At 44.8% G+C, this 15285-nt stretch carries 15 protein-coding genes; 12 read left to right on the top strand and 3 right to left on the bottom strand.

All coding sequences use genetic code 11. From position 1 onward, the window contains the following. The first annotated feature begins 4 nt into the window (after positions 1-4). The 7 genes from Q4549_RS05400 (at position 5) to Q4549_RS05370 (ending at position 8102) form a co-directional block, all read left to right on the top strand. Positions 5-343: a hypothetical protein gene (locus Q4549_RS05400; RefSeq protein WP_303549907.1), complete on the top strand. Its 339-nt coding sequence runs from the start codon at positions 5-7 to the stop codon at positions 341-343. A 462-nt stretch (positions 344-805) separates the two neighbouring features. Continuing rightward, entirely contained in the window at positions 806-1801 is a 996-nt protein-coding gene (locus Q4549_RS05395) for a branched-chain amino acid aminotransferase (protein ID WP_303549904.1), read from the top strand. 188 nt (positions 1802-1989) lie between these two features. Then, the gene (locus Q4549_RS05390; protein WP_303549901.1) at positions 1990-3798 is read left to right on the top strand and encodes a VWA domain-containing protein; all 1809 of its coding nucleotides are present in this window, start codon (positions 1990-1992) and stop codon (positions 3796-3798) included. A 4-nt stretch (positions 3799-3802) separates the two neighbouring features. Then, positions 3803-4375, top strand: a complete 573-nt coding sequence (locus Q4549_RS05385; RefSeq protein WP_303549899.1) for a sigma-70 family RNA polymerase sigma factor — start codon at positions 3803-3805, stop codon at positions 4373-4375. Continuing rightward, complete coding sequence (locus Q4549_RS05380; RefSeq protein ID WP_303549896.1) at positions 4368-5180, top strand: hypothetical protein; 813 nt, start codon at positions 4368-4370, stop codon at positions 5178-5180. Before Q4549_RS05385 ends, Q4549_RS05380 begins: the two co-directional genes overlap by 8 nt. Before the next feature lie 111 nt (positions 5181-5291). Next, a complete protein-coding gene (locus tag Q4549_RS05375; RefSeq protein WP_303549893.1) occupies positions 5292-5759 on the top strand; it encodes a DUF302 domain-containing protein in 468 nt (155 codons plus the stop codon). Positions 5760-6065: 306 nt separating this feature from the next. Next, on the top strand, positions 6066-8102 hold the full coding sequence (locus Q4549_RS05370; protein ID WP_303549891.1) for a methyl-accepting chemotaxis protein: 2037 nt from the start codon (positions 6066-6068) through the stop codon (positions 8100-8102). A 43-nt stretch (positions 8103-8145) separates the two neighbouring features. Here the strand turns inward: Q4549_RS05370 and Q4549_RS05365 are convergent, their stop codons facing one another. Then, positions 8146-9087 (bottom strand): GlxA family transcriptional regulator, encoded by a 942-nt coding sequence (locus tag Q4549_RS05365; RefSeq protein ID WP_303549888.1) that lies wholly within the window; start codon positions 9085-9087, stop codon positions 8146-8148. A gap of 109 nt (positions 9088-9196) precedes the next feature. Here Q4549_RS05365 and Q4549_RS05360 point away from each other — a divergent pair, with 109 nt between their 5' ends. From Q4549_RS05360 to Q4549_RS05345, 4 genes are read left to right on the top strand one after another with little or no spacing between them, the layout of a single operon-like run. Beyond that, positions 9197-9652, top strand: a complete 456-nt coding sequence (locus Q4549_RS05360) for a hypothetical protein (protein WP_303549885.1) — start codon at positions 9197-9199, stop codon at positions 9650-9652. Positions 9653-9701: 49 nt separating this feature from the next. Continuing rightward, positions 9702-11771, top strand: coding sequence for a protein-disulfide reductase DsbD (locus Q4549_RS05355; protein ID WP_303549883.1), 2070 nt, complete (start codon positions 9702-9704; stop codon positions 11769-11771). Positions 11772-11775: 4 nt separating this feature from the next. Beyond that, positions 11776-12582, top strand: coding sequence for a DsbA family protein (locus Q4549_RS05350; RefSeq protein ID WP_303549880.1), 807 nt, complete (start codon positions 11776-11778; stop codon positions 12580-12582). Then, complete coding sequence (locus tag Q4549_RS05345) at positions 12572-13069, top strand: protein disulfide oxidoreductase (protein WP_303549877.1); 498 nt, start codon at positions 12572-12574, stop codon at positions 13067-13069. Before Q4549_RS05350 ends, Q4549_RS05345 begins: the two co-directional genes overlap by 11 nt. A gap of 46 nt (positions 13070-13115) precedes the next feature. Here the strand turns inward: Q4549_RS05345 and Q4549_RS05340 are convergent, their stop codons facing one another. Continuing rightward, on the bottom strand, positions 13116-13898 hold the full coding sequence (locus tag Q4549_RS05340; RefSeq protein WP_303549874.1) for an ABC transporter substrate-binding protein: 783 nt from the start codon (positions 13896-13898) through the stop codon (positions 13116-13118). A 137-nt stretch (positions 13899-14035) separates the two neighbouring features. Then, entirely contained in the window at positions 14036-14569 is a 534-nt protein-coding gene (locus Q4549_RS05335) for a dihydrofolate reductase family protein (protein ID WP_303549871.1), read from the bottom strand. Between the two features lie 113 nt (positions 14570-14682). Here Q4549_RS05335 and Q4549_RS05330 point away from each other — a divergent pair, with 113 nt between their 5' ends. Next, positions 14683-15279 carry a TetR/AcrR family transcriptional regulator gene (locus Q4549_RS05330; RefSeq protein WP_303549868.1) on the top strand — a complete coding sequence of 199 codons (597 nt, stop codon included), beginning with the start codon at positions 14683-14685 and terminating at the stop codon, positions 15277-15279. Positions 15280-15285: the final 6 nt, after the last annotated feature.

Raw genomic sequence — 15285 nt, 5'->3', positions numbered from 1 at the left:
ATAAATGATTGAATTATCTGATGAAAACTGGTCTGGGAGTTTACTTTTGGATGCAACATCAAAAGCCCGTGGGCGAATTGATGGGTACTCGTGGTATTTTCAATTAAAAGGTAAATCGCTAGTGGTAGAAATTGCTGATGACCCACAGATTTTACCAAAAGAGTTGCCATTGGTGGGTTTTGGTTGCGGTGGTTGGTTATATGAAAATGAGCAGGTTTCTTCTACCATAAATGAAGAGGCGCTGATCGAGTATATAAATAAGGAATTGTTGCTTGTATTTTCGCTGTTTAAACAAAATAAACTTAACTATATTCCAGCGGTAAGTTGCCCCTGTAGTGAGTGATTAAACCGAAGAAACACCGCCAACACATAAAGTAAGCTTGCTCACATTGTTAGACTTAATGGGTAAAAAACTAAGCGCTTTCATCTATTTTCATTGGCTCAGTTTGTTGGTGTATATAGCCGCGTATAAATACTGAGTACGTCTCTAGCTAAGAAGCTTGAGCTGAAACACAGTAACAGCCACAACGCTGAAAATTGGCCTTTCCGGCTGTGAAAATAGTACTCCCACTGCATTTATTGCAGAATATTTTCAGATTGGACGAGTCTTAAGCTTGATCGCAGTGACATAACACCACATACTCTTTTACCATTCAGCGAACCCAGTTTATGGATAAATTGGCAGTGGTTGTTCTGGTATATCGGTTGTAAATAGTGCGAACTCATTTAATCCCACCAGCTTTCTACTCCATTTCAATAAAAATATAAAAGGGCGTATAAGCCCAAGCATAATTAGGAACAAAACATGGCAGCTTTTGGTACGGTTTTTATGCCACAAATGGCATTGGCAAAATACGAAGATCAGCAATGGGGCGATAGTGAGATTGTCTCGTCTGACAGTATTAGCTTGCACCCTGGCGCACACGTACTTCATTACTCAAGTACTTGTTTTGAAGGGCTTAAAGCCTTTCGTCATGAAGATGGCAGCGTGCATGTTTTTCGTATGGATGCCAACATTAAACGTATGGCGCAATCTGCCGAGTTATTGAGTTTGCCTGCTTTTAAACCTGAGCTTTTAGAGCAAATGGTAAAAGACATTGTGGCTAAATTTGCCAGCGAAGTACCCGCTGCTCCGGGCTCTATGTATATTCGCCCCACCTTTATAGGCACCGAGCCAGCCATTGGTAAAGCGGCGGCTCCGACTAACTCCGCATTGTTATATGTATTGCTTTCTCCTGTGGGCGACTACTTTGCAGTAGGCGCTAAGCCTTTGCGTTTGTTGCTTGAAGAAAACGGTATGCGTTGTGCGCCGCACATGGGCATGGTGAAGTCTGGCGGTAACTACGCCAGCGCGTTAGGGCCAATTAGCCAAGCACGTAACGAAGTAGACGCCGACCAAGTATTGTTCTGCCCTGATGGCGATGTACAAGAAACGGGCGCAGCCAACTTTATTTTAATTGATGGCGATGAACTAATTACTAAAGCGCTAGATAGCAGCTTTTTACATGGCGTAACGCGTAACTCTATTCTTACTCTGGCCCGTGATTTAGGCCTGAAGGTAAGCGAACGCCAACTCACCGTAGATGAGCTGTTAGAGCGCGCAGCCAAGCCTGGTTGTGAAGCCGCTTTATCAGGAACAGCTGCAGTACTTACTCCAGTAGGCACCTTAATTCATAAGGGTAAAGAGCATACTGTGGGCAACGGCGAAGCGGGTGAAACCACCTTAAAACTGCGCCAAGCATTGAATGACATCCAATGGGGTAAAGCCGAAGACCAACATGCTTGGTTAACCACCATTTAGTCGCTTTAGCTAACGTTACTATCAGCCCGCATTATGCGGGCTGTTTTGTTTTACAAAGGCGCTATTTTTGCTGCCTTTAAAATTAAATAAAATTTTTTAAATTAATTTAGCCTCGCTTTTGTTTTAGCTGCGATTACTTCGTTGAGATTGACTTAAACCCTAATTCGTCACAACAAGGTATTCATACAATGCAAAACTTATCTTTCACCTATTCGCCCCTTGCTCGCTCTGTTGCCATTGGCATTGCTCTGGCGGCCTTGGCTGCCTGTGGCCAAACTGGCGATGCAGAACATGCCCGTAATGACCAGCAGCCGCCAGCAACGTCTCCCGCTATTCAAGAGCATCAGGCTCTAGTTAAACCTATGCAGCCGATTGCAAAGCTTGAGCAAAGCCAAAAAAGAATGCGAGTGGCTCAGCAATCACACATGGCCCTTGCCTCGCACTATGCGAACGATGCAGTTTACATGGAAATGCAGAACAGCGAGAACTACCAAAAATTTGATAACTTGGCGGTTATCTCGGTGGCCGAGCAACCGGTATCTACCTTTAGTGCCGATGTAGACAGCGCCAGTTACGCTAACATGCGTCGCTTTATTAATAATGGGCGACTACCGCCAAAAGATGCGGTGCGGGTAGAAGAGCTGATTAATTACTTCTCTTACGATTACTCTCAATCAGCAAATCAGCAGCTTAGTGAAGAGCAACCGATTGCCATTGATACTTTGCTAACCGCTTCGCCATGGAATGAACACAACCATCTGATTCGCATTGGTGTTAGTGCTTACCAGCCCGATACCGACATTCGCCCAGAGGCTAATGTGGTGTTTTTGGTGGACGTATCGGGTTCGATGCAGTCTCAGGAAAAATTGCCACTGCTTAAGCAATCAATGTTACTGATGCTTAATCAACTTAAAGCTCACGACAGCGTGGCCATTGTGACTTATGCCAGTGGCACTGGTGTGGCCTTGCCAGCGACTAAAGTGAGTGACAAAAATGCCATTGAAAACGCCATTAATAGTTTAAGTGCCGGTGGCTCAACCAACGGTTCAGCGGGAATTGAATTAGCCTATAGCCAAGCGCAACAAGGCTTTATTGAAGGTGGAATCAACCATGTGTATTTAATGTCTGACGGTGACTTAAACGTGGGCATTACCGATATCGACGAGCTTAAACATAGGATTAGCCAAAAGCGCAAAGCAGGGGTGCAGTTCTCAACCATTGGTTTTGGCACCGGCAACTACAACGACCATCTTATGGAGCAGTTGGCGGATAACGGTAATGGGGTAGCGGGTTATATTGATACCTTGCACGAAGCGCAAAAACTACTGGTTGATCAGCTAGGGAGTAGTTTGTATACCGTGGCGCACGACGTTAAGTTTCAAGTAGAATTTAATCCAACCATGGTGTCTGAATACCGTTTGTTGGGTTACGAGAACCGCCAGCTAGACCGTGCTGATTTTAATAACGACCAGAAAGATGCCGGAGATATGGGGGCAGGCCACAGCGTAACCGCAATTTACGAAATTACTCCAGTAGGTAAGCCGGGTTTAATTGACCCACTGGTATTTCAGCAACAAAAGCAAAACAAAATGGCGGTAAAACCCAAAAATGAAGCCTTAGCTGAAGTGAGGGTTCGTTACAAGAAAGCCCAGTCTGACGCGTCGGCTAAATACACTCAACGCTTATACAATAAAGAGCTTGTTGAGTTTGATAGCGTGAGTAACGACGACCGCTTTGCTATTGCGGTAGCGGCGTTTGGTCAAAAACTTCGAGCTAGCGAACACCTTGATGATTTGGCTTATCAGGATATTATTGAATGGGCAAACAGCGGCAAAGGCCAAGACGCATTTGGTTATCGCGCAGAGTTTGTTAAGTTAGCAAGGTTAACCAATACCTTAGCTCAGCAGAACAATACTCCTCAGCCTGTGCAGTTGCCAGAGCATGAGTACGCTGTGCAGCCATTACCCGTTACTTTACCGGCAAGGATAAATAACTAACACTATGAGCCCTGTGAGTGATGAACAGTTGATGCTTGATTATGGACAGCGCGGTAACTTAGCCGCGTTTGACCAACTCTATCAACGTTATCGCCAGCCTTTGTTTGCGTTTATTCGGCAAAAAATGCCAGAAGCCGCCTGCAATGAAGTGTTTCAAGAGGTGTGGGAAGCCATTATCACGCAAGCTGAAAGCTACCAACTACCGGTTCAAGACAATGCCTGTGAGGTGCCTACGCGGCACTTTAGGGGCTTTTTATACACCATTGCTCGGCGACGTATTGCTGATTACTGGCGGGCCAAAGATCGCAAAACTGACGATGCTGAGCAAAACTTTGATGAGCTGGCATCTCCTTCTAGCCCTGAAACAGAACACCAACAAGGCGTAGATAAACAGATTATTTTACGCTGTGTTTCGTTGTTACCGCAAAAGCAGCAAGAGGTATTTAGCCTTAAACAATCTGGCTTGGCCTTAGCTGAGATGAGCCAAGTATTAGATGCTTCGTTTGATGCGATAAAAAGCCGACTTCGAGTCGCTTACCAACAACTTCGCGAGTGCTGGGAGAAACATCATGGTTGATAAGCCGACAACAGATTCAACCCCTAGCGACGATGAGATAGATGCCATCTATCAGCAGGCAACAGAGAATATTCAGCCTTCGGAGCTGCTTGATAAACGTATTCAAGCGATGGCAAAAAAACAGGCGGAAACACTAAAGCCAAAGGCTAAGTCTTATTCTTGGGCGAGTGCCCCTTGGTGGGCTAGCGCTGCGTCATTCGCCTGCGTGGGTGTATTAGGCTGGTGGCTGGTTAGTGAAACGAGTGTGCCACCTAGCGAAATACAGTATCAAAGCCATGTGAGTTTGCTACAAGCTCCGCAGCTTGAAGCGCGTAGCGAAAGTGATGAGGCCTTATCCGACAGTAAACGGAAACAACATGAGTTTATGGTGGCCGAAGCGCGTAAACGCGAAGAAAAGGCGCGCCAGCAGCAAGCCAAACCCAGCACCAAAACAGCCAAAAGACAGGCGGCGGAAGTGCCTGAGCAAGTGATGATTATTCGAGAACGCGCTTTATTTGATGCCGCCTCTACCCAAATGCCCGCTAGTGTAGTTACAGCTAAAGCCACTGAGCAACAGCGCTCCTGTATTGAAAACATCTTGCAAGGTGTTGAAGCAGAACAACTCAAACCGCTATTGGCTAGTGACCTGGCAAAACTAACTGATCTTGTTAAGCCGCAAGACTTACAAGAGATAAGGTGGCAAGGGCGCACTTGGCAGATATTCGAATACGATTTGGCTTGGTTAGTGACTCAGCAAAGCCCAGACGGAAATTTCAAAGAAGGCTATCGTATACCGGGTGGTTTAACGAGAGATTGTCAGCCCTAATTTAGCCTTAGCTGGCAAAAGTGAAAACTGAACTAGACTTGGCTAAGTAAGATTAAGGAGCTAAGCAAGCTAAATAGCTGGCTTGTGATGTTGATTATATTTGGAGGTTTCATGAAAGGACTTTTTAAAAGCCTGTTACTGGTGGCTAGTGTTGCAGCGGCGAGTGTGGCAAGCGGTGTTAGCGCAAATAGCGAGGGCGTGATTAATGTTGCAAGCCAGCACACGGTTAGCCAAACCGCTGAACGGATGCTGCAGATACTCGAGAAAAAAGGCATGACGGTGTTTAATCATATTAAACATTCAGACGGGGCAGCCAAGGTAGACATTGAGCTTAGAGATACTGAATTAGTGATTTTTGGTAATCCCAAAGTGGGCTCACCGTTAATGCAATGTCAGCAGTTAATGGCCTTAGATTTACCGCAAAAAGCCTTAGTTTGGCAAGATGAAGCAGGCAAAGTGTGGATCTCTTATAACGATCCTCAATATTTGGCTAAGCGCCACAGCATGCAAGGTTGTGAAGCGGTGTTAAGCAAAGTTAGCGGAGCACTAGCGGGTATTTCTAAAGCCGCCGCTAATTAATTGTTGCTGTAAATCGGCAGCGTAAGCAAAAAGATAGGCTGTGCTTACGCTATTTAAGCCTAAAAATCGCTTTAAAGTTCGAAAGCTCACAAAAAAATCAATGGTTGTTTTGTGAGCTTTACCTCCCAGTTAAATATTGTAATAGACCTTGGTTCATGCCTGCCTTAAGCACTTATTGATGTAAAACAAAGAAGCCTCCCATCACATTCATATGACATTTACATCATCAATTGAATTAAATAAATTAACCCTAGTGATATTTAGTTGACTAAACTGTCAGCTTATAAGCATCAAAGGGAGTTAGATATGATTAATGGGTTCAAGAGCCGTAGCATTTCAATACAACTACAGTTGATTATTGGATTGATTATTCTGCTCGGGCTGAGCGTTATGGCGGCGCTGGTATACAACAAAGCGTCTAAAGCTTTGTTTGAACAGGCAATGGTTGATCATCAATCTAAAGTTAACGCTGTCGCTTCAATGGTCGCTGGGCAATTCGATGGTTACCTTGAGCGGGCTCACGATCTTGAGGCAACATTTCGCAATGGTTACATGAACGGCGTTACCGTTGCCAACCGTGAAGTGAGCTTTGAATCTACTAGCGTTAAAGACATTCACATTCGCGGAGCGTCACTAATAGGCGCAAACGGTTTTGTTGACCGTTTTACGCGAGATACCAATGCGGTAGCCACTCTGTTTAGCGCCTCCGGCAATGATTTTGTGCGAGTGTCTACCTCGTTGAAAGATAGCCAAGGCGAACGAGCTGTTGGGACCAAACTAGGCGTTAACCATCCCGGTTATAAGGTGCTACTCGGCGGCCAACCTTATCATGCCAAAGTGAGTCTATTTGGTAAGGATTACCTCACTTACTACTACCCCATTAAAAACGATCAAGGAAAAGTGGCAGCCCTAAGCTTTATTGGGGTGCCGATTGACCAAGCCACTGAGGAGATTTTTAGTAATCTTTCTAAGATTAAGTGGGGCGATACGGGCTATACCATTGTGGTGGACAACGATGCTAGTCACCTACTGGGTAACTATTTATTGCACCCTTCGATTAAGCCTGGCGAGTCGATTATTGACCGCAGAGATTACGCAGGTAATCAGCCCTTTAAAGCAATTTTTAAAGAACCTTCTGGCAGCGTGTTTTATCCCTATGAGTATCAAGGTGTAGTTGGAGAGAAATACCTAGTATTTGCAGAAGTGGACGGGTGGAATTGGAAGCTACTGGGGGGCACTTTTGTTAGTGAAATTACTAAAGCTAGCAGCGATTTATTATGGTTGATTGTAGCGGTGTCTATTTCGGTCGCGGTGGTGGTGCTTATTGGTTTGGCTATGCTACTGCGAAGCATGACCAGACCCTTAGAGTTATTAAGTGAAAACATGCAGCGAATGGGTAATGGCGAAATTAGTGTGAGCTTTCAAGGCGGCCGAGCAGAATCTAGCAATGAAGTTGAGCAGCTTAGTGCCGGTGCAAAAGAGATGGCCAACAAATTGAATGTGTTGGTGAGCAGTATTCGAGAAACTAGCAGTGATTTGCAGAGTAAATCTAACGGTGTTTATAAAGATGCTGAGCATAGCCTAGGCCAGTTAGACTCTCAGCAAGCACAAGTTGACCAAGTGGCTGCCGCGATTGAAGAAATGTCGTCTTCTGCGGCCTCTGTAGCTCAGCAAGTCGAGGAAATTGCGGTGAGTGTGAGAGAGGCAGATAACAATACTCAGGAGGGCGCACAATTGGTTGAGCGCATGGTGAATGAGATTGATTTGCTCAATCAACAACTGCATTCATCTGCTGAAGCCATTGAGCTAGTGGGACAAGAGAGTAACAATATTCAAGATGTGACTCGAATGATTAACGATATTGCCGACCAAACCAACTTGTTGGCCTTAAACGCCGCTATTGAAGCCGCCCGCGCTGGCGAACAAGGCCGTGGTTTTGCGGTGGTTGCTGATGAGGTGAGAACCTTAGCGCAACGTACTCAGGAGTCGGTGAAAGAAGTCGAAGGCATTATTGGCAAACTACAAAACAGCACCAATAACGCGGTGAAGATGATGAGCGAAAGCCAAAAACGCGGAGAGTTTTTTACCGAACATGCCGCGCAAACTGGCGAAGCGCTTAATGGTATTACTGAGCAAGTGGCGAGTATTGCCAGCCAGTCGGTAACTATTGCCGCGACTACCGAGCAGCAATCGCAAGTATCACAAGAAATCGCCGCTAATGCTTCTCAAATTAGTAACTTAACCAGCGATAGCCGCACCACCGCGGCGCAAACGGCAAATAGCGCGACTCATCTACAAGATCTGTCGCAAGAGTTGCATCAGCAGGTGGCGCAATTTAGTTAACACGGCCAATACTATCGCCAGCGTGGCTGGCGATAGTATGTTGTTATCCGCTAAAGCGGCGACGAAACTCACGTGGGCTTAAGCCGATCACTTTAATAAACACTTTTCGAAACGCACCGGGGTCTTCGTAACCCACCTTTAGCGCAATAGCCTCAAGTTTAAGCTGACTATTTTCAATTAATTCGCAGGCCTTTTGCACTCTTAATTTTTGCAAATATTGGATAGGTTTTAAGCCGGTTGCTTTTACAAAGCGGCGTAACAGGGTGCGTTCAGTAAGAAAGCACTGTTGGCACAGTAGGGCAATGTTGATTGATGTGGGGTAATGGCTCTGCAAAAAATGCTGCACTTTAATGATGTCATTATCGCCATGCTCGAAACGAGGTTTAAAACTTTGATAATAACGCTGCTCGCGCAGCCCGGTATCAATCACCATGTTTTTACCCAGTTGGCGCATTATCCCTGGGTGGGTACATTGCGCAACCAACTCCAAGCCTAAATCTAACCAAGACATCACGCCCCCTGCGGTAATAACATCTCCATCGTTGATGAGTATGGCGTCACTTTGCAGTTTTACATCTGGGTAATGCTTAGAAAATTCATCGGCTAGGCCCCAATGAGTGGTTGCAGTACGTTGATTTAATACACCCGTTTTGGCAAGAATAAATGCGCCAGCACAAGCAGAACTTAACAGCACCCCGTGTTGATGTTGCTTGCTTAGCCAGTTGATAAAGTCTTGGCTTGGCGCTAAGTAATACTGATCTTTCAGGCTCGGCGGCACAACAATAATTTGCTGTGAGTTGTTCGCTTTTTGCGGAACCGTATCTGTACATTGCTCTGGTGTAAGCTGTTGGCAGGTAAAGCGGTGGTTATGCTGCATTGATTCCGTTATATCGTTGGCTAAACCAAGCATTTCTTGAAGGCCAAACACTGCTGATTGCAATGCTCCCGGATAATTAATAACAGTAATAGACGTTGATGTAGTCATGGTAAAAGCTTACTCACATTTAGCATGTTTTGAGGACGAAGGTCTTATAGAACAAACACCTAGCTTCGACCATTGGTAAACTACGAAGTTGCATTTCTCTGGGAATAAAATGCGGGTTTCCCGGTCTTATAGTTTGTTGCTGTATTACTTACGGCTTTACTTGAAAACCAATGTTGGTATAAGTACTCACTTGCTATTACCTTACTTAGTCCAAACTATGTTGTTTAAACAAGAACAGTTTAAAGCCACCGTAAGCCTATTACTGCTCGCAGTAATGCTAAGCGTGTGCGTGGCAAAAAACATCGGGCTTAAGGTAACGTGTCCACAAGCACATGTGGCGAGTGAAGAGCTTGCTGGTGGGCTTATTACTAACGAAGGTTGTCAACTTAGCGAACACGTTTTACAGCAGCAACAACAAAATGTAGAGCAAGTATTTGTAGTGGTGTTGTTTTTGGCCTTTGCAATTTTGGCTGCCCAAAGTGCTGGCTATACACTGCCTTTTGCTAAGCCCACTATTCCTCCTCCGCGACGGTTGTATTGTAACCAGTGTCATTTTCGAGAATAAAACTGAACGCTTTCTCTCGCGTTTACTTTTTTGATTTTTGGAGATGATATTGAACATTTTATTACGACTAATACTGCTGTTTAGCTTGGTGTTTTCTACCACGGTATTTGCTCAAAGTACTGCTTGGCTTAGCTCTCCTCAGCATCCCCCTGCTCAAGTACGGCTTATGCTTACCGGCGAGTTAGACGCCGCAACCCAGCGTTTACCTGCGGTTTTACAAGTTAAGTTGGAAGACGATTGGAAAACCTATTGGCGGTCACCCGGTGAGGGTGGTGTTGCTCCTAGCATTGATTGGCAAGGTTCGAGCAATTTCGAGTCAGCTGAATGGTTGTGGCCAGTTCCACAGCGTTTTTCATTGCTAGGTTTAGAAACCTACGGTTACCAACATAGTGTTGATTTTCCGCTATTACTTACCGTGACTTCCTTAACCCAAGCCACTAAGTTGCAAGGGATTCTTACCTTATCTACGTGCACCAATGTATGTGTGCTTACCGACTATCCCTTCAGCTTAGATTTTATTCCTGAACAGCTACGGGTAGACAGCGAAGCCATGTATTTATACAACAAGGCGAAGGTAGCGGTTCCACAGGTAGTGAGTGGCAATAACAGTAAGTTTATTTGGGATGCAAATCAGCAACGGCTGCAAGTAAATTTGGCCAAAGGCGTAGATTGGCAACAACCTACTGTGCTGGTGGATGGTGACCCTGATACCACCTTTAAGTTGTTGCAGTTAGAACAAAGTGCCAATGGCCTGAGCGCCATATTTAATGGCGAAAACTGGCTCGGTAAGCCAGAGCTATTGGGTAATACGCTCAAGGTCAGTGTATTTGATAAGCAGCACGCTTATGAATATCACGCAACAGTGCAAGCGGGCGTGGTAATCCTTGAATCTGTTTCTTGGTTTAAGTTGTTGGCGTTTGCCTTATTGGGCGGCTTAATCTTGAACATTATGCCCTGTGTATTACCGGTACTTGGCATGAAGCTTAGCTCGGTGATTGCTGCACCTCATCAACAACAGGCACACATTCGCCGTCAATTTGTGGCGTCTGCCGCGGGTATTGTGGCGTCGTTTTGGCTGTTGGCGAGCTTTGTATTGTTACTTAAGTTTAGTGGCCAAGCCGTGGGGTGGGGCGTGCAGTTTCAACAGCCTTGGTTTATTGCTTTCATGGTACTGGTGACAGGCTTGTTTGCTATAAACATGCTCGGTGCTTTTGAAATTAGTTTACCTTCTTCTTGGCAGACTCGCTTAGCCACCAGCGGCGACAACAGCTACTTAGGGCACTTTTTACAAGGCATGTTTGCTACCTTGCTCGCCACGCCATGCAGTGCGCCATTTTTAGGCACTGCGGTAGCTTTTGCATTAGGCGCCGACACCGCGAGTTTATTGGTGATATTTACTGCCTTAGCATTAGGTATGGCCTTGCCTTGGTTATTGGTCGCTGCTTTTCCTCGTTTAGCTCAAGCGCTGCCAAAGCCTGGTAAGTGGATGGGCACGGTGAAGCTAATGTTTGCACTAATGCTGCTGCTCACCTGTTTATGGCTAGTTAGTCTATTGGCAAACTTTGTAGCAACGCCAATATTGCTTGCTGTTGTGACTTTGCTGTTGTTGGTATTTGTATTGATTTTAGCTAAACAGCATGGCGCAAAAGTACTGCTGATTAGTTTAAGTTCAATGGTCTTGTTAGGCGGTGGTGTCGCTTTACTTGGTGCCTTTACCAGTGAGCGGTGGGCTAAAGCCTTGCCTACCGATTTAGTCTGGCAGCCTTTACAGCAAAGCAATATTGCTGAGCAGGTTAAGCAGGGAAACGTTGTGTTTGTAGACGTCACCGCCGACTGGTGCATTACCTGTAAAGCCAATAAAGTAGGAGTGATATTGCAAAACCCTACTTATAGCTTATTAAAGCAGCCTTCGACCCGCTTAGTGAAAGGCGACTGGACCAAGCCTTCTAATCAGGTGAGTGCATTTTTGCAAAGCTATCAGCGCTTTGGCGTGCCATTTAACATCGTTTATGGCCCTGCGGCCCCTCAAGGTATCGCACTTCCCGTTTTATTAAGCCACCAAGCTATAGAGCAAGCGTTCGCTCAAGCTGCTGGCTCAGCTATTCGAATTCAGGAGTAAATCTATGATGACTTCAATCACTATTTCCACCATTAAAGCAGCGATTAATAAGGCGGCTTTTTTGCTCATCAGCCTAGTATTTTTAGCATTCAACAGTGCACAAGCGAATGCTGAAACATCGAGTTTTAGTGATGAACAACGTGCCGAGCTTAAGCTACTTATCCGCGATGCGATGGTAGAGGATCCGGAGATACTGCGTGATGCGATTATCGCCTTTCAGGCATATCAAGAGCAGCAACAGCAATTGGGTGTAAAAGGCGTCATTCAACAACAAGCAGACCATTTGTTTAATAACCCCAATGACCCTTGGATGGGCAGCGATAAGCCGAGAATTACCATTGCCTATTTTACCGATTTTAACTGCCCTTACTGTAAGCTAGTAGAACCTTCGCTGGCCAAATTAGTTGAAGAATATCCGCAACTGCGGGTGGTGATTAAAATGGTACCGGTATTGGGCCCAAGCTCTGAAGAAGCGGCAATGTTTGCTCAAACTCTTTGGTTAGAACAACCGCAACAATTTATGGCTTTACACAACAAGCTAATGGCTAGCCCAAGCCGTTTGACCAGTGAGTCTATCGCCAAAGTCGCTAAGCTAACGAGCAGTGAAAAGCCACTCGAAGCCTCTAAACAAAATGCTCAGGTAAAACAGATTCTCGATGGCAATATTCGATTAATGGAGCAATTAGGCATTGGTGGTACGCCAAGTTTGGTTTTCTCCAACGATGTGATACCCGGTTTGGTGGCTTACGAGCAAATAAAGCAGGCAATTGACGCTGAGTTAAATACTAAGGAGCAAACACATGGTGAATAAGATATGGAGTGCCTTTAAACAACTTATATCGCTACTGTTTTTTGTTACGGTGATAAGTATTGGTGTAGACCTTTGGCGCTCCCAAGATCTGCCAGAAGGTCAGCTGCCTCAGCTTAGTGCTCAAGGTGTTAATGGCGAGTCGATTGATTTACATGCATTAAGCAAAAATGAACCGGTACTGGTATATTTTTGGGGCTCTTGGTGTGGCGTATGCAACTTTGTTAGCCCTGCGGTGAATACCATGGCTAAACATTTTAATGTGGTAACGGTGGCGTTACGCTCTGGTAATCAAAGCAAGGTGCAAGCCTACTTAAACCATCATGACTACCAATTTAACGTAGTTAATGACCCACAAGGGCAGTTGGGATCGCAATGGGGCGTTGGTGTAACACCCACTTTGATGGTGATAAAAGACGGCGAACTGAAACACTACACCGCTGGCTTTACCACGTTGCCAGGAATGTGGTGGCGCATGCTGGTGTCTTAGCGGTATTGAAACGAGATAAAAGCCACAACTAGCGTTGTGGCTTTTCTTATTCTGGTGTGTCTAAAGTCGCGTTATCTATAATTTGCTGATAACGGCCAGAGCTTTTTAACTTAGCGAGGCCACGGTTAAATGCAGCTAATAGCAGTTGGTTTCGCTCACTATTTTTCTTTGAGAAAATCACGTGGGTATAGGTTTGTTGTATCGGCTTAGGATGGTAGGTAAACAGAGCGGCTTGTTCCGCGGTAAAGTGTTGTTGAATGAGTGTTTTCCCCACCATGATGTCGGAAGGAAATAGCTGAACTCTATCAAGCAGCATTTTCTTAAAGTTAAGCAAATCCGAAGAGACATATTCTACGTTGATCTCTTCATTTCTAGCCGCAGAGTCAAAGGCATGACCATATGTATAGAGTTCGGTCGCGCCAATTCTATATCCATGTAAATCGCTTATATTTTGCCATTCAAATGGCTTACTGCTGAGATGAAAAAATACCTTTGTGTGCCAGAATACCGGGTCACTAAACAGTACTTCTAGCTCTTTTTGCTCGGTTTTAGCCCAGGTTAAAGAGCCATCTACCTCTCCTTGCTTCACGTACATATAAGCACGTGCCCATGGTAAAAATTGGTATTCAACTTGGTAACCCTCTAAGGCAAAGGCTTGACGAACTATCTCAGAGTAAAAACCTTGGTGAGGAAGGTGTTTAGAGGTAAAAGGGGGCCACTCACTATTGGTAAGCGTGATCAGTTCTGCACTTTTAAGGGGCGTAGATAACACACTTAGGCCCACACAGCCTGCAAATATTAGTCGGCGAAAGTACTGAGAAATAAGCAAACCCAATCCTTAGTTTAGGGAGACTAGCGAAATCCATTTCATTGTTTATTAAAGCAGCAATTAGCGTTTAGTGATAGTGTGTTTATTATGTGACTTAACAATAGTTATATAAATCTGAACAACGTTGCTTAGCTAAATTACGGCTCTCGAACGTAGTGACTTTGAACTAGTTGGTCTAGCAATACGGTAGTTTTGTGGTGCTTGAAGCGTTTGATATTAGGTAGGTCACCAAACAGAGGAGCGCCTCCACCTAAAAGCATAGGAAAGCGTGTAAGAATAAGTTCGTCGATGAGGTCTTGAACTAAAAACTGCTGAATGGTAAGCCCACCATCAATATACAAGTTATTGAAACCCTGTTGATTAAGCTGATTTACTAGAGATGTTAGCTCACCGTTTATTAACCGCACATCGCCTGTAAACCCTTCTGGTAATTGTTTTAGGCTGTTACTTAATACCATTACTGGTTTGCTGTAAGGCCATTCACAATCAAAGCTGATTACCTTTTCAAAGGTGTTTCTGCCCATCACTAAAGCATCAATACTTTCAATAAATGCGTTGTAACCTAAGTCCAGCCCTTCTGGGTTTGGCACGCTTTCTAACCACTCTAAGCCATCATTTTTATCGGCGATAAAGCCGTCTAGGCTGACTGCGATGTATACGATATTCGACATTTTATTGCTCCCGATAATCAAAGAGATCTTTAAATGGGTACATCTAACGCTTGAAATAGCGTGTATTATTTATATAATTCTACACCGTAGAATTAATGTTAGGTTAACGAATAATGACTAAAGTGGTCAAGCAAAAACTGCGTGGCAGGCCTAAGCGAAATGCCAACTCACTGACAAAGCAGAAGATTTTGTTGCAGGCAACAGCGTTACAGCAAGAGTCTGGAAAAGTGCCTAGCATAAGGCAGCTAGCGGCGGCTTTACAGGTTGACCCAATGGCCATTTATTATTATTTCGAAAATAAAAACGCCTTGTTAGAAGCGTTAACGCTGACCTTGATTGAAGGAATTTATCAGCCGCAAGCCTCTGAGTTAGATCAGCAAAGTAATCACTTCTGGAAGGGGGAGTTAACGCGTTTATGCGAAAGCTATTTACTGCTGTTACAACAAAATGCGGGTTTATTGACTACTTTGCTGTCGATGAAAACACATGGCCCTGCTGAGTTATTTAGCCAGCGTTTTAGTTTGATATTAAGGCCGCTGAACCTTAGCCAAGAACATATAGAGCAAGCATTGCATTTATTGGTGGATTACCTACATGGTTTTGCTTTAGCAGTAAGTTGCAACAAGACCGAAGACCCTCTAGCTATGCGAGTGGACGACAAGGTAATGGCATTTTTTGTTGAGGCGCTAGCAGCTAAATCGACTGGTTAAATTAAT

This window comes from Agarivorans sp. 2_MG-2023, assembly GCF_030548085.1.
Lineage (GTDB): Bacteria > Pseudomonadota > Gammaproteobacteria > Enterobacterales > Celerinatantimonadaceae > Agarivorans.
Note: the sequence above shows the minus strand (reverse complement) of the source record. Positions and strands in the feature narration are given on the sequence as shown.

Bases quoted from the DNA above. Each gene is read 5' to 3' on its own strand.
- Q4549_RS05400 (WP_303549907.1), top strand. From the start codon at position 5: ATGATTGAATTATCTGATGAAAACTGGTCTGGGAGTTTACTTTTGGAT.
- Q4549_RS05395 (WP_303549904.1), top strand. From the start codon at position 806: ATGGCAGCTTTTGGTACGGTTTTTATGCCACAAATGGCATTGGCAAAA.
- Q4549_RS05390 (WP_303549901.1), top strand. From the start codon at position 1,990: ATGCAAAACTTATCTTTCACCTATTCGCCCCTTGCTCGCTCTGTTGCC.
- Q4549_RS05385 (WP_303549899.1), top strand. From the start codon at position 3,803: ATGAGCCCTGTGAGTGATGAACAGTTGATGCTTGATTATGGACAGCGC.
- Q4549_RS05380 (WP_303549896.1), top strand. From the start codon at position 4,368: ATGGTTGATAAGCCGACAACAGATTCAACCCCTAGCGACGATGAGATA.
- Q4549_RS05375 (WP_303549893.1), top strand. From the start codon at position 5,292: ATGAAAGGACTTTTTAAAAGCCTGTTACTGGTGGCTAGTGTTGCAGCG.
- Q4549_RS05370 (WP_303549891.1), top strand. From the start codon at position 6,066: ATGATTAATGGGTTCAAGAGCCGTAGCATTTCAATACAACTACAGTTG.
- Q4549_RS05365 (WP_303549888.1), bottom strand. From the start codon at position 9,087: ATGACTACATCAACGTCTATTACTGTTATTAATTATCCGGGAGCATTG.
- Q4549_RS05360 (WP_303549885.1), top strand. From the start codon at position 9,197: ATGCGGGTTTCCCGGTCTTATAGTTTGTTGCTGTATTACTTACGGCTT.
- Q4549_RS05350 (WP_303549880.1), top strand. From the start codon at position 11,776: ATGATGACTTCAATCACTATTTCCACCATTAAAGCAGCGATTAATAAG.
- Q4549_RS05345 (WP_303549877.1), top strand. From the start codon at position 12,572: ATGGTGAATAAGATATGGAGTGCCTTTAAACAACTTATATCGCTACTG.
- Q4549_RS05335 (WP_303549871.1), bottom strand. From the start codon at position 14,569: ATGTCGAATATCGTATACATCGCAGTCAGCCTAGACGGCTTTATCGCC.
- Q4549_RS05330 (WP_303549868.1), top strand. From the start codon at position 14,683: ATGACTAAAGTGGTCAAGCAAAAACTGCGTGGCAGGCCTAAGCGAAAT.